This is a genomic window from Maribacter aquimaris (genome assembly GCF_014596745.1).
Lineage (GTDB): Bacteria > Bacteroidota > Bacteroidia > Flavobacteriales > Flavobacteriaceae > Maribacter_A > Maribacter_A aquimaris.
In genome coordinates this window covers 63,895-78,135 of record NZ_JABTCF010000001.1, presented here as the reverse complement: position 1 = coordinate 78,135, position 14,241 = coordinate 63,895, and the positions used below count along the sequence as shown (strand labels likewise).

The 14,241-nt window shown below is 40.4% G+C and carries 15 protein-coding genes; 11 read left to right on the top strand and 4 right to left on the bottom strand.

The window, feature by feature from the left end; all coding sequences use genetic code 11:
• Positions 1–15: 15 nt before the first annotated feature.
• Together ychF and HPE56_RS00320 are read right to left on the bottom strand one after the other, a co-directional pair.
• On the bottom strand, positions 16–1,110 hold the full coding sequence (ychF, locus tag HPE56_RS00325) for a redox-regulated ATPase YchF (RefSeq protein WP_188241786.1): 1,095 nt from the start codon (positions 1,108–1,110) through the stop codon (positions 16–18).
• Between the two features lie 178 nt (positions 1,111–1,288).
• Complete coding sequence (locus tag HPE56_RS00320; RefSeq protein ID WP_188241785.1) at positions 1,289–1,642, bottom strand: 4Fe-4S dicluster domain-containing protein; 354 nt, start codon at positions 1,640–1,642, stop codon at positions 1,289–1,291.
• A gap of 86 nt (positions 1,643–1,728) precedes the next feature.
• On the opposite strand from HPE56_RS00320, the gene HPE56_RS00315 reads away from it, so the two are divergent.
• The 7 genes from HPE56_RS00315 (at position 1,729) to HPE56_RS00290 (ending at position 9,204) form a co-directional block, all read left to right on the top strand.
• Complete coding sequence (locus HPE56_RS00315) at positions 1,729–2,787, top strand: acyl-CoA reductase (protein ID WP_188241784.1); 1,059 nt, start codon at positions 1,729–1,731, stop codon at positions 2,785–2,787.
• A 73-nt stretch (positions 2,788–2,860) separates the two neighbouring features.
• Positions 2,861–3,925 (top strand): 3-phosphoserine/phosphohydroxythreonine transaminase, encoded by a 1,065-nt coding sequence (gene serC, locus HPE56_RS00310; protein WP_188241783.1) that lies wholly within the window; start codon positions 2,861–2,863, stop codon positions 3,923–3,925.
• Positions 3,926–3,936: 11 nt separating this feature from the next.
• Positions 3,937–4,887, top strand: a complete 951-nt coding sequence (locus HPE56_RS00305) for a D-2-hydroxyacid dehydrogenase (protein WP_188241782.1) — start codon at positions 3,937–3,939, stop codon at positions 4,885–4,887.
• Positions 4,888–4,961: 74 nt separating this feature from the next.
• On the top strand, positions 4,962–5,597 hold the full coding sequence (locus HPE56_RS00300; RefSeq protein ID WP_109654028.1) for a DUF937 domain-containing protein: 636 nt from the start codon (positions 4,962–4,964) through the stop codon (positions 5,595–5,597).
• Between the two features lie 131 nt (positions 5,598–5,728).
• Positions 5,729–6,187, top strand: a complete 459-nt coding sequence (locus tag HPE56_RS00295) for a DUF6146 family protein (RefSeq protein WP_188241781.1) — start codon at positions 5,729–5,731, stop codon at positions 6,185–6,187.
• A 30-nt stretch (positions 6,188–6,217) separates the two neighbouring features.
• The gene (locus HPE56_RS20215; RefSeq protein ID WP_223170125.1) at positions 6,218–6,523 is read left to right on the top strand and encodes a DUF6787 family protein; all 306 of its coding nucleotides are present in this window, start codon (positions 6,218–6,220) and stop codon (positions 6,521–6,523) included.
• A gap of 425 nt (positions 6,524–6,948) precedes the next feature.
• The gene (locus HPE56_RS00290) at positions 6,949–9,204 is read left to right on the top strand and encodes a TonB-dependent receptor (RefSeq protein ID WP_188241780.1); all 2,256 of its coding nucleotides are present in this window, start codon (positions 6,949–6,951) and stop codon (positions 9,202–9,204) included.
• A gap of 25 nt (positions 9,205–9,229) precedes the next feature.
• On the opposite strand, the gene HPE56_RS00285 is transcribed toward HPE56_RS00290, so the two are convergent.
• Together HPE56_RS00285 and folE are read right to left on the bottom strand one after the other, a co-directional pair.
• Positions 9,230–9,538, bottom strand: coding sequence for a hypothetical protein (locus HPE56_RS00285; RefSeq protein WP_188241779.1), 309 nt, complete (start codon positions 9,536–9,538; stop codon positions 9,230–9,232).
• Between the two features lie 71 nt (positions 9,539–9,609).
• Complete coding sequence (gene folE, locus HPE56_RS00280; protein WP_109654042.1) at positions 9,610–10,209, bottom strand: GTP cyclohydrolase I FolE; 600 nt, start codon at positions 10,207–10,209, stop codon at positions 9,610–9,612.
• Between the two features lie 198 nt (positions 10,210–10,407).
• Between folE and HPE56_RS00275 the strand changes: the two genes are divergently transcribed.
• The 4 genes from HPE56_RS00275 to HPE56_RS00260 all read left to right on the top strand — a co-directional run bounded on the left by HPE56_RS00275 (position 10,408) and on the right by HPE56_RS00260 (position 14,094).
• Positions 10,408–11,115: an ABC transporter ATP-binding protein gene (locus tag HPE56_RS00275; RefSeq protein WP_188241778.1), complete on the top strand. Its 708-nt coding sequence runs from the start codon at positions 10,408–10,410 to the stop codon at positions 11,113–11,115.
• A complete protein-coding gene (locus HPE56_RS00270; RefSeq protein WP_188241777.1) occupies positions 11,112–11,876 on the top strand; it encodes a TIGR02757 family protein in 765 nt (254 codons plus the stop codon). Before HPE56_RS00275 ends, HPE56_RS00270 begins: the two co-directional genes overlap by 4 nt.
• Positions 11,877–11,970: 94 nt before the next feature.
• Entirely contained in the window at positions 11,971–13,455 is a 1,485-nt protein-coding gene (locus HPE56_RS00265; protein ID WP_188241776.1) for a S10 family peptidase, read from the top strand.
• On the top strand, positions 13,456–14,094 hold the full coding sequence (locus HPE56_RS00260) for a chloramphenicol acetyltransferase (protein ID WP_188241775.1): 639 nt from the start codon (positions 13,456–13,458) through the stop codon (positions 14,092–14,094).
• The last annotated feature ends 147 nt before the right edge of the window (positions 14,095–14,241 follow it).

Genomic DNA, 14,241 nt, shown 5'->3' with positions numbered 1-14,241 from the left:
GATTAATAAGTTATATTAAACATTGAACCTAAAATGCATAACATCCCCATCCTGAACTATATAATCCTTTCCTTCAACGCGCATTTTCCCGGCCTCTTTAACCTTTGCCTCACTTCCGTACTTCACATAATCCTCATAGGAGATGACCTCCGCCCTGATGAAGCCTTTTTCGAAATCGGTATGGATAACCCCTGCCGCCTGTGGTGCTGTTGCGCCAACAGGAATCGTCCAGGCACGAACCTCCTTGACACCTGCCGTAAAATAGGTTTCCAAATCCAATAATTTATAGGCGCCACGAATCAATTTTGCCGAACCGGGCTCTGAGAGTCCAAGATCTTCAAGGAACATTTGACGTTCTTCGTAAGTTTCCAACTCGGTAATATCCGCTTCGGTACCAACGGCAAGAAATATTACTTCAGCCTTCTCATTGGCAACGGCTTCCTTGACCCTGTCAACATAGGCATTGCCTGATACTGCAGCTTCCTCGTCTACATTGCAGACGTACATTACCGGTTTGTCGGTAATGAACTGCAAAGGTTTTATGTATTCCTTTTTTTCATCATCGGAAAAGGTAAGGGCGCGAACAGATGTTCCTGTTTCCAGTCCTTCTTTGACCTTTAAAAGTGCTACCTCCTCTTTTTGGGCTTCCTTATTTCCGGTTTTTGCGGCTCTTTTAACCTTGTCCAGCTTCTTATCCACCGTTTCAAGGTCTTTCAATTGCAATTCCATATCAATGGTCTCCTTGTCCCTAATAGGGTCAACCGAACCATCAACATGAACAATATTGTCATTGTCGAAACAGCGAAGCACGTGAAGAATGGCATCGGTTTCACGAATGTTTCCCAAGAATTGGTTTCCGAGTCCTTCCCCCTTACTTGCCCCTTTTACCAAACCTGCGATATCAACGATATCTACCGTGGCAGGTAATACCCTTTCGGGATCAACGAGTTCTTCCAATTTTCCCAATCTGGCATCAGGAACATTGACTACGCCAATATTGGGCTCAATAGTACAGAACGGAAAGTTCGCACTTTGCGCCTTAGCGTTTGACAAACAATTAAATAAGGTGGATTTTCCCACATTTGGCAATCCTACAATACCTGCTTTCATATTAAAGACATTTCAGGGTTGAAAACTAATCTATTTTCAAAATCGTGTGCAAAGATAGTTTTTCAAATGATTATTGACCCTTTTCGGGCAAAACAAAAGCCCGAACAATGTAGTTCGGGCCTATTTCTTGGTTTTATTTTAAGTTTTATGCCTAACGGCAAGACAATAAGCGTCTACGTTAGTCCTCTGGATGCATGAATCTTTGTTTGGCCAGTAATTCGTCCTCACTCTCCTTATGTTCATCATCGGGCACACAACAATCTACAGGGCAAACCGCAGCACACTGGGGTTCATCATGGAATCCTTTACATTCCGTACACTTATCGGGTGCGATATAATAAACTTCATCACTGACCGGTTCTTGAACCTCGTCTGCATTTATAGCCTTTCCATTAGGCAAAACAACATCCCCGCTTAATGAGGTGCCATCACTGTAACGCCAATCATCAGCTGCCTCATAAATTGCAGTATTGGGGCACTCTGGTTCGCAAGCCCCACAATTTATACATTCATCTGTAATAATTATTGCCATAATTTTTTTCTCTTTTAAACTGAATTCGCTTCAGCATTCTTATTTTTGTCCAAAGGTAAACCCTTATTCATTTCTTTACAAATATTATGACGGACCAAGCGGAAAGAATAAATGCTTTTATTGAACTTGGAAAATTCTTTCGGGAATATTCCGAATACTGTAAAAAACCAGAGTCGATATCCTTCAACAAGGATTTGGGCCAAAAGATGCAAGAGGTCATTACCTTGGCAGGTCACAAAAATGGCTGGTTTACAGAAGAAAATATATTGTTTGCCCTGGAAAGCTGGGGTGAATTACTGACCTTAGAAAACCTCAAGGATTGGTTGTCGGACTATACTATTGATAGATCCAACCAAAAAACAGTGGCCTTAATCATGGCGGGAAACATCCCCTTGGTGGGTTTTCACGATTTTCTTTCCGTTTTGTTATCGGGCAACAGGGCATTGGTGAAGTTATCTTCCAATGATGCGGTTTTGTTACCTTTTATCGCCAATTACTTGATCGAGCAAACCCCTGCCCTCAAAAATGGGATTGCTTTTACTGAGGGCAAATTGGAGCATTTTGATGCGGTCATCGCCACGGGAAGTGATAATACGGCCCGTTATTTTGAGCATTATTTTAGTCACAAACCCCATATTATAAGAAAAAATCGGAATTCCGTGGCGGTTCTCACTGGTAAGGAATCCAAAGAACAGCTCACTGCTTTGGGCGAGGATATTTTCAGATACTACGGATTGGGCTGTAGAAGTGTATCAAAGGTCTTTGTGCCCAAGGGATATCGATTTGATCCTTTTTTCGAGGCGATCTTTGATTATAATCCCATAATCAATCAAGCAAAGTACGCGAACAATTACGATTATAATAAGGCGGTTTATTTGATGAGTGAATTTAAAATCCTTGAAAACGGATTCTTAATGCTTAAGGAAGACCCTAGTTACTCCTCACCTATCGCCACATTGTTTTATGAGGAATATGATTCAATTGAAGGACTTAAACACCATATCAAAACGAATAAAGGGAAGATGCAATGTGTAGTGGCCCATGGTTTATTCGAGGATGAAGTGGACTTTGGAAAAACACAGAAACCCGCGTTAAAGGACTATGCCGATGGTGTTGACACTGTTGAATTCCTGTTAAAAACATAGTCCATTTTATTATGAATCGTACTGATTTTTACCATATAATTGATGATCTTTGAACCCTAAACTACAAGCATAGATGAAAAAACATAATTTTAGTGCCGGTCCATGTATTTTACCACAGGAGGTCTTCCTAAAAGCCTCCGAGGCTGTAATGGATTTTAATGGATCTGGACTTTCCTTGATCGAGGTTTCACATCGAAGTAAGGATTTTGTAGAAGTAATGGAAAAAGCACGCAACCTTGCCCTGGAGCTCTTAGGGTTGGAAGGCAAAGGATATAAAGCACTGTTTTTACAAGGCGGTGCCAGTCTCGAATTCTTAATGGTAGCATATAACCTGCTTGAGACAAAAGCGGGATATTTGAACACCGGTACTTGGAGTAGTAAGGCGTTAAAGGAAGCGCGTTTGTTTGGAGAGGTCATTGAAGTAGGCTCCTCTAAAGATGAGAACTTCAATTATATACCCAAGGGATATACCATACCCAATGGTTTGGATTATCTGCATCTCACGTCCAATAACACCATTTTCGGAACCCAACTGAAAAAATTCCCAAAAGTGGACATTCCATTGGTCTGTGACATGAGTTCCGATATTTTCTCGAGACAATTGGATTTTTCCCAGTTTGATCTAATTTATGCCGGGGCACAAAAAAATATGGGTCCAGCAGGTACGACATTAGTAGTGGTCAAGGAAGACATTCTTGGTAAAGTTTCCAGGGAAATTCCTTCAATGTTGGATTATAAGGTACATATAAGTAAGGACAGTATGTTCAATACACCTGCTGTTTTCGCGGTGTATACCTCAATGCTGACCTTGGAATGGCTTAAAAATCTAGGTGGCATTGCTGCCATTGAGGAAATCAATGAGAAAAAAGCACAATTACTATATTCTGAAATTGATTTGAATCCTGTATTTGAAGGTTTTGCCAAAAAAGAAGACCGTTCGAACATGAATGCGACCTTTAACCTCACTGACAGTAAACTAAAGGACACCTTTGATGCCCTGTGGAAAGAAGCGGGAATCAATGGAATTAACGGCCATCGCTCAGTCGGCGGTTATAGAGCCTCTATGTACAATGCCCTACCCCTTGAAAGTGTTGGGGTGTTGGTTGACGTAATGAGTGAAATGGAACGAAAAGGTTAATCTTATATCAAATGAATATTCTAGCAAACGATGGTATCTCCCAAACGGGTATAAAAGAGCTTGAAGCTGCAGGTTTTGTAGTTAATACAACGACTGTAGCCCAAGAACAACTTGTCAAATTTATCAATGACAATGGTATTGTAGGACTGTTGGTCCGTGGTGCCACACAAGTCGGAAAAGATATTATCGACTCATGTCCTTCCCTGAAACTGATTGGACGTGGCGGGGTAGGAATGGATAATATTGATGTGGCCTATGCCAAGGAAAAAGGCATCCATGTCATCAATACTCCTGCAGCTTCCTCAGAATCTGTGGCTGAATTGGTTTTTGCCCATTTGTTCGGCGGTGTACGGTTTTTATATGATGCCAATAGAAATATGCCCTTGGAAGGGGATAGTAAGTTTAAGCAACTTAAAAAGGCTTATGCCGGTGGCACCGAATTAAAGGGAAAAACCCTAGGGGTCATAGGTTTTGGAAGAATTGGCCAAGCTACCGCCAAAATTGCTTTGGGAATTGGTATGAATGTGGTCTATTATGACCCCTATATTGAAAAATCGACCATTTCGGTAAATTTCTTTGATGGCCAATCGGTTTCTTTTGATTTTGAGGGTATATCGAAGGAAGAACTCTTAAAGCAAGCGGATTTCATCTCAGTGCATGTACCCGCCCAAAAGAAATATGTTATTGGTGAACGTGACTTCGATATCATGAAGGATGGGGTTGGTATCGTAAATGCTGCCCGTGGAGGGGTAATTGACGAAGTCGCTCTAATCGATGCCATGGAAGAAGGAAAAGTGTCTTTTGCAGGTTTGGACGTATATGAGTCAGAACCTAAACCCGAAATAAAAATCCTAATGCACCCTAAAATATCGTTGACACCACATATTGGGGCTGCCACAGGTGAGGCCCAAGATCGGATTGGAAGTGAATTGGCCACACAGATTATTGCTCTTTTGAAATAAGATTATAGTTAAGGAAATATATACTTAATTGCTTTTTTGTACATTACGGCACCAATATTAAAATTAACTATAACATGTCTGGATTATTAGATTTACTAAACAGCCCAATGGGCAAACAACTTATTAGCGGTGTTGCTGGTCAAACGGGTCAACCTGAAAATAAAACCGCTGATGTAATGAGTATGGCCATGCCTTTGATTTTGGGTGCCATGAAAAAAAATGTATCCTCTTCTCCACAAGGGGCCGAAGGGTTGATGAGTGCGCTTTCTTCAAAGCATGATGGAAGTATACTGGATAATCTTGGCGGATTGTTCGGAGGAGGTGTCGATGATTCCGTAATGAGTGATGGTGCCGGAATATTGGGTCACGTCTTTGGAAATAAACAACCACAGGTAGAAAGTGCCTTGAGCCAAAAATCAGGATTGGATGCTGGTTCTGTTGCGAGCATTTTAAAAATTGCAGCACCTATTGTGATGGGATTCCTAGCCAAACAGAAATCAGAAAGTAATGTTAGTGATGCCAATGGCTTAAATAGTCTTTTAGGAGGTATGTTGGGGGGTCAACCTGCAGAAAACCAAAGCTTGATCACCACTTTATTGGATGCTGACGGTGATGGCAGTATTCTTGATGACGTTGCCGGTATGGTAATGGGTGGTAGCAAGAAGAAAGGTGGCTTGGGCGGATTGCTCGGTGGACTTTTTGGAAAATAAAACGGGATGAATCCCAATGATATGAAACCGCTTAATTCCTAAGCGGTTTTTTTGTATCTTAAAACAAGCATAAGGTTGTAAGGTTCAATCGCTTAAAAGGACTGAATAATCATGAAATAACGATTAGTGCCATGAAACATTTATGTTGTAAAATTTTCGGTGTATTGATTTTAGTGGTGGTCATTGCAAGTAGTTGTGGTAGTACCAAGGAAACGGTGGACATAAACGAGGATGAAAAAATAGCCTTTGCCCAAAAAGAGGGTGATACCATCAAAATCGCTAGTGATGCCGTTGGTTATGAAATCATCATTATTGAACCTGGTTATGATTTTTGGCTGAAAAGCATCGCAAAACCAGAAGGGTACTATTCCCAATCGTATCTCGAAAACAGAAACAATATTTACGTGCAGGAATGGAACCAACGCGTACTTCAGCCACAAAGGTTCGACCCGAACTTATATGAAATGCAAATCGATTATTCCCCTAATATTGATTATGGTTATGATGTAAACTATAAACTTTACAATTATTTTATATATTTTCAACGTAAATACAACCAGAGGTTGGGCCCTTTTTTACCTCGGATTTAAGGGGTATATTAGCTGCTTTTAAAATTTTGCATGGAAAAATTGAAGAAACGTTGGGGCATAAATTCCAATTTTCAAATTGTGGTTATTTTTATCGTGTTCACCGTAACCGGTTCAACAGCGGTTAAAATTGCAGCGCCCCTAATCGAATTTCTTGGGTTGCATCGTGAAACAACAAATCCTTGGATATATTGGGTTATCCGAATATTGATAATATTTCCAACCTATCAAGTTTTGTTAATTGCCTTTGGATGGCTTTTTGGTCAGTTCAAATTTTTCTGGAATATGGAAAAGAAAATGTTACGAAGGCTCGGTTTGGGTTTTCTCCTGGATAATTAAACTTTTCTTAACAATTTTTACAGGTTGTTTATTAGTTAACTTTGAAAAATGAACTTAATTAAGCATAAGAAATCAATGTCCCTAATGGCTATGCTATTGGTGGTTTTCTTATGTGTACCATCCATAATTAAGATTTCCCATGCCCTAAACGATCATAAAAGTACAAAGTGCTCCCAAGTGGGGAAATTACATATGCATGAAGTGGAATTGGATTGTGTTTTCCATGATTTCAACCTTTCACCTTTATGTTCCACTCCAATAGTATTTATTCCTGGCCCACTGGTTATTGATGCACCAAGTAAGATTACATACCACTATACATTCTTAAGTAAGTACCAAAAACTTCATTTTTCCCTTAGGGGACCCCCCACCGCTTCGTAGCGTTCTAGATTATTTTATTTTTTTAATTTTTAATCCATAACATTATGAAGCATACTTTGCTAATCATGATTATGGCCTTATCCTTTTATACGGGTATGGCCCAAAATACAATTATCGGTACCGTTACCAATGCAGAGGACGGTACCCCTTTAAGTCAGGTTTCCATTTATTTTCCAGAGTTGGAAAAAGGGACGGCGACGAATACCAATGGCTCTTTTGAAATCATCAATATTCCCAATGGAAATTTTGAATTGGTCATATCCTCTTTAGGTTTTGAAACATTTGAACAGAAAATGGCCATTTCTTCCCATACCGGCCCCTTGCAAATAGTATTGGTCCCCTCCGCTATAGAAATGGAGGAGATCATCGTATCGACACCTTTTCACAAATTACAAAGTGAGAATGTCATGAAGGTGGAAAGAGCCGATATCAAGGAGCTTAAGGGCAATGGTGCAATAACGCTTTCCGAGGGTATTTCAAATATTGCCGGAGTAGAGAGTATTACCACTGGCGTTGGTATTGGGAAACCCGTAATACGTGGCCTCAGTGCGAATAGGGTATTGGTTTATGCCCAAGGAGTGCGTCTTGAAAACCAGCAATTTGGAAGTGAACATGGTTTGGGTATCAATGACGCTGGATTGGAAAGTGTAGAGGTTATTAAAGGACCTGCTTCCCTGCTATACGGTTCGGATGCCATGGGTGGGGTACTTTACTTCAATCCCGAAAAATTCGCACAACCCAATAACACGGAGGGAGATGTGAACTTAAATTATTTTACCAATACACAAGGTTTAGGGGCGAATGCCGGAATTAAAACATCAACAGATAAACTCAAATTCCTTTTAAGGGGAAGCTACGCCTCCCATATTGACTATAAGACCGGTGATGGTGAACGATTGACCAATTCGAGGTTCAATGAATATGACCTTAAAACAGGAATGGGTTATCAGTCCAGTACCATAAAGACAGAGTTGCGTTATAATTTTAATTCAACAGAATTAGGAATCCCTGAGGAAATCGGGGTACAGGAAAAAGACCGTGACCCAGAGTTGCCTTATCAACAAATAGATAATCATATTCTGAGTTCAAAAACCGGTATCTATTTTAACAATTCCAGTCTCAACGTTTCATTGGGTTATATCATGAACAAGAGAAAGGAGTTTGAGGAGGAACATGATCATGGGGAAGAAGGGGAAGAAGAACATGAAGAGGAAGTACATGAAGAAGGCCCCGCCCTAGACATGAACCTCTCTACTTTTAGTTATAGCGCAGAATATCACTTGCCGGAATTAGGTAAGTTTGAAACGATAATCGGCGTTCAGGGTATGCACCAAACCAATAGCAATTTTGGTGAGGAAGTATTGATACCTAATGCCAAAACCAATGATATCGGTGTTTTGGCTACTTCGCACGTTCATTTTGAAAAACGAAATGGATTGCAGTTAGGACTGCGTTACGACCATAGGAATATTAGCTCAGAAGAACCTATGAAGCTTACATCGGAAATTCTTGATCGAAGTTTTAATAGTTTCAATGCCGCTTTGGGCTATAAATTGGAATTGTTCAACAAAGTGACCACAAGGATCAATTTCGCGACGGGCTTCCGCGCACCGAACTTAGCTGAATTGACTTCTGACGGAACGCATGAAGGAACAAATCGTTATGAAATCGGTGACCCGGACTTAAACCATGAGAAAAATTTCCAAACCGATATTTCATTGGAGTATACCAACAAACATATAGAGTTTTTTGTAAACGGATTTTACAATAATATCAATGATTACATTTTTATTCAACCGAATGGGGAAATCATAGATGAGGCCGATGTTTTTGCTTATGTACAGGAAGACGCTAAACTCTATGGCGGTGAAATCGGGTTTCATTTACACCCACACCCAATAGATTGGTTACATTATAATAGTAGTTTTGAAACCGTGATCGGGAAACGCAAAAATGATGAATATCTTCCGCTGATCCCTGCAAATAAATTAGTGAATACGATTCGGGTAGAAGGAGATGGTAGATCAACCTGGCTGAGTGAGGAATATGCCTTTATAACACTCAGATCTATTTTTGAGCAAAATAAGGTAGATGAATTTGAAACCCCTTCAGATAATTACAATTTGGTAGACTTAGGCTTGGGAGGTAGTTTCATGTTCAATAAACAACCTATCGAGCTAAGATTGAGCGCCAACAATATCTTTGATAAAACCTATATTTCGCATTTGTCCCGCTTAAAAACCGATTTGATTCCAAATATTGGAAGGAACATTTCAATGGCGGTAAGTATACCTTTTTAAAATAAAAAGTAATAAGGAAAGATGATCAATCAGTTTTGATATCGATTGTCTTTCCTTTTTTTGTGCCTTTAATCAAATAGGTGTAAATCCACATGATCGTAAATGTAGGAACTACATCCAACCCTGGAATAATTTCCTCGATAAACGTAACCAATCCAGCGGCTTGACCAATTTTACCTTTGTATAATCGGGTCATCAACCATCCTGCCAACGGGGCCCAAATAATATCGGAAAAATCCCCTATAAAAGGTACGGCGAACGACAACATTCCAATACCGTCGAACAATAGCCCCAAGAATAGGGTTTTGTATTTTTTATCTTTATTTTTTGACATTTCTTAAATTATAGATCCATTATTCACATAGCAATAAGAATGCCAATTTTGGGAACATTTGGTTGTACGTCCTAGGACAGGCTTGAACTGATCAACTTTAAAAATTCGTTTCGGGTCTCTTCTTTTACAAAACTTCCCCGGAATCCAGAGGTAGTGGTTACCGAATTTTGTTTCTGTACACCCCGCATCATCATACACATATGCGAAGCCTCGATCACCACGGCAACACCTTGGGGTTTTAAGGTATCGTTGATACAGTCCAATATTTGTTCGGTTAATCGTTCCTGAACCTGTAATCTCCGTGCAAATACATCAACGATGCGCGGTAATTTGCTAAGACCAACTATTTGTCCGTCAGGAATATAGGCGATATGTGCTTTGCCAAAAAAGGGCAACATATGGTGTTCACAAAGGGAGTACAGTTCAATATCCTTTACGATGACCATTTCATTGTACGACTCATTGAACATGGCACTCTTTAAAATCTGTGCCGCATCCTGCTCATAGCCTTGGGTAAGAAAAAGCATGGCCTTTGCCGCTCTTTCAGGGGTTTTCATCAATCCCTCCCGTGAGACGTCCTCCCCTATTTCCTCAATTATTTTAGCATACCGTTCTTGAACATCTTTGGTGATTTCCAAATCATATTCCTCAAAACTTCTATATGGTGTCATTTTGTGATTTTGTTACTTACGTTGTTCGCTAAGTGCGTTTTCCCCCTTTTAAGGACCTTTTTTTCCCGTAAAGATTATAGGATGACAATTTAACGCTTAATTCATTAAAATAAAACAAGAAAACAGTATTGTTATCTACCGCGTTGTTTTGGTATGTCTTGGCTATTGATTAATTTTCGAACTGTAAAAAAAGCATCAATGATCCAAGCCACCAATATCCAAAAGTTTTATGGGGATTTACAAGTATTAAAAGGAGTAGACCTACATATTAAATCGGGTGAAATCGTCTCTATTGTGGGACCCTCGGGTGCAGGGAAGACCACACTCCTACAAATTTTGGGCACTTTGGATGTCCAAAGTAATAAGGTAGACAGTAGGTTGTTGATAAAGGGTGTGGAAGTCACTGATTTAACCGATAATGAAATAGCGCGCTTCCGGAATGAGAATATTGGTTTTATTTTTCAATTTCATCAATTATTACCCGAGTTTACTGCGCTAGAGAATGTCTGTATTCCTGCATTCATTAAAAAGACACCCCGTAACCAAGCAGAAAAACGGGCGAAGGAATTGTTGGAGTTTTTGGGACTTGCCCATCGCCTTCACCACAAGCCCAATGAATTATCCGGAGGGGAACAACAACGTGTTGCCGTTGCAAGGGCCTTGATCAACAACCCCTCGGTAATCTTCGCTGATGAACCCAGTGGAAACCTGGACTCTGAGAGTGCCGATAATCTCCACAAATTGTTTTTTGAATTGCGTGATAAATTTGGTCAAACCTTTGTTATTGTAACCCATAATAAAGAATTGGCGGATTTGGCCGATCGCAAACTTACCATGGTAGATGGCCTTATTACCGATGCATCGGGCATTGAATGGGCCGATTTTACCAATAGACCCCTACTATGACCCAAAAAGAACTTAAGGAGTTTTTGGATGTCAAAGTTGAGGAATACAACCAAGTACAATTTTTGGATAGTGATCCCATTCAAATACCGCATGCTTTCAGCCTAAAGGAAGATATAGAGATCAGTGGCTTCCTAACGGCGACCATTGCCTGGGGGAATCGCAAAAGCATTATTAACAATGCCAAAAGAATGATGGACTTGCTTGATCATTCGCCCTATGATTTCATCATGAACCATACGCCGAATGACCTTGAAAGATTTGATGGATTTGTTCACCGCACTTTTAATAGTAGGGACCTAACTTATTTTATACAGAGCCTTCGGCATATTTATCAAAACCATGGTGGAATGGAAGCCGTATTTGCTGCCAATGTCGAAGCCAACTCGGTACAAAACGCCATATCGGGCTTTAAGAAGGTGTTTTTTGAATTACCCCACGAACAACGAACCACCAAGCACATCTCTGACCCCTTGAAAGGATCGGCAGCCAAGCGTATCAATATGTTTTTACGGTGGATGGTCAGGGATGCATCCACAGGCGTGGATTTCGGTTTATGGACACAAATCCAACCCAAACAACTTTCTTGTCCGTTGGATGTGCACTCTGGTAATGTAGCAAGAAAACTCGGATTATTACAACGTAAGCAGAATGATGCCAAGGCGCTTATGGAATTGGATACCGCACTTCGTAAATTAGACCCCAGTGATCCCGTAAAATATGATTTTGCACTATTTGGACTTGGGGTTTTTGAAAAATTCTAGTTCCTCCCCTATTCTTCATTCGTAAGTCGGGTAAACCAATGGGTTTTTCCATACAAATTCCCTACTTTTAATCCTGACCAAATTCAGGAATACAATGAAAAGAACTTTATTTATTTTAAGTCTGCTTGTAGGCTTTGGCCTAGTGCATGCCCAAGAACGAAAACTTCCCGTTGATACCGTTGTTACCACACAACATAGTGTTACCATAAATGGAAGTCCTTTGAATTACACGGCAAAAACGGGAACACAACCCGTTTGGGATGAATCTGGCAAACCTATGGCAGCATTGCATTATACCTATTATACCAAGAATAATGTAAAGGATCGCGCTTCTAGACCGTTGCTTATATCCTTTAATGGGGGTCCTGGATCGGCCTCGGTTTGGATGCATTTGGCATATACAGGTCCGAGAATGCTTAAAATTGATGATGAAGGATATCCTGTACAGCCATACGGTGTAAAGGAAAACCCCTATTCCGTATTGGATGTTACCGATATAGTTTACGTAAATCCGGCCAACACAGGCTATTCACGTACCATTCCGGAAACAGGTAAGGAGGTAAACCGGGATACTTTTTTCGGAATAAATGCCGATATTAAATATTTGGCGGAGTGGTTGAACACTTTTGTTACCCGTAACAATAGGTGGCGTTCCCCAAAATACATTATCGGGGAAAGTTATGGAGGTACAAGGGTTATGGGACTTTCATTGGCCTTGCAAAACCAGCAATGGATGTATTTGAATGGGGTAATAATGGTTTCCCCTGCGGATTATAAGGTTATACGAAAAGGAGGACCGGTTTCTGATGCCATTAGTCTACCCTATTTTACCGCTACGGCTTGGCATCATAAAAAATTACCTGCCGCATTACAACAAAAAGATCTCCTTGAAATCTTACCCGAAACCGAGGAATTTACCTTAAACACATTGATTCCTGCCCTTAGTAAGGGAGGATTTATAGACAGCGCTGAAAAAAACGCTGTTGCCAAAAAAATGGCCTACTATTCCGGATTGTCTGAAAAAGAGATCCTCGACCAGAATTTGGTCGTATCAACACGGTATTTTTGGAAACATCTGTTGCAGGACGAAGGTTATACCACCGGTAGGTTAGACTCACGGTATTTGGGAATAGACCGTCAAATGTTTGGTGGGCGGCCCGACTATAATGCAGAGATATCCTCATGGTCGCACAGTTTCACCCCGGCCATCAACTACTATTTGCAGGAAGAATTGAATTTTAAGACCGATATTAAATACAATATGTTCGGGCCTGTCCGTCCATGGAACAATGAAAACGACAATACCAGGGAGAATCTTCGTCAGGCCATGGCCCAAAACCCCTTTTTGAATGTTTTGATACAATCCGGTTATTACGATGGTGCCACTACCTATTTCAATGCCAAATACACCATGTGGCAAGTGGACCCCAGTGGTCGTATGAAAGATCGCTTCGAATTTAAGGGCTATCGAAGTGGACATATGATGTACCTAAGAAAAGAGGACCTGCAACAGGCCAATGAGGATATTAGAGTCTTTATAAAACGAACAATGTCTAATGGAAAAAGCGCTAAATATTGAATGAAAAAAGTAGATTTCAGCAATCCGCACCGCAAAAAGCATTTTGATTTTTTTCGGGAAATGAACCATCCGCATTTCAACGTTACCGCCAATGTTGATATTAGCATACTACTCCCCTTTCTAAAGGATCATAAATTTCCAATTAATATTGGTATGGTCTATTTATTGGCCCGAACAGCCAATGAAATCCCTGAATTTAGATGGCGTATTCGAGGGGATGAAGTAGTGGAACATCCTTTGGCACATCCTTCCTTTACGGTATCGACAGATGTCGCGGATGTCTTTAGTTTCTGTTCGGTGGACTTTTCATACGATTCTAATGTGTTTTTTGATAAGGCTTCGACGATTATGGAAAACATGAAAACGAATCCTTCGCTGGAAGATGAGATAGGACGTGATGATTTTTTATTCATGTCCACTTTTCCTTGGGTGAGTTTTACGAGCATACAACATGCTATGCATTACCACCCTTCCGATAGTGTGCCGCGAATCGTTTGGGGAAAATTTTTTGAACAGGACGGAAAAACATGGATGCCTTTATCGGTACAGGCCCACCATGCTATAGTGGATGGAAGGCATATAGGACAATTCTTCCAGGATTTTGAGGCCATGGCTTCCGCTGCTTCTGATTTCTTATAAAGGAAAACCAATTCAAGGGTATTAAGTTTTCTCCAAGACGATTTTTAGGGTCTGGCAGCGTATGTTTATTCTTGATAATAGGTATCTTTGATAGCTTAATCCATTACATTCAAATTTTATGAGGTCTATAGTTATTTTAGTAGCTTT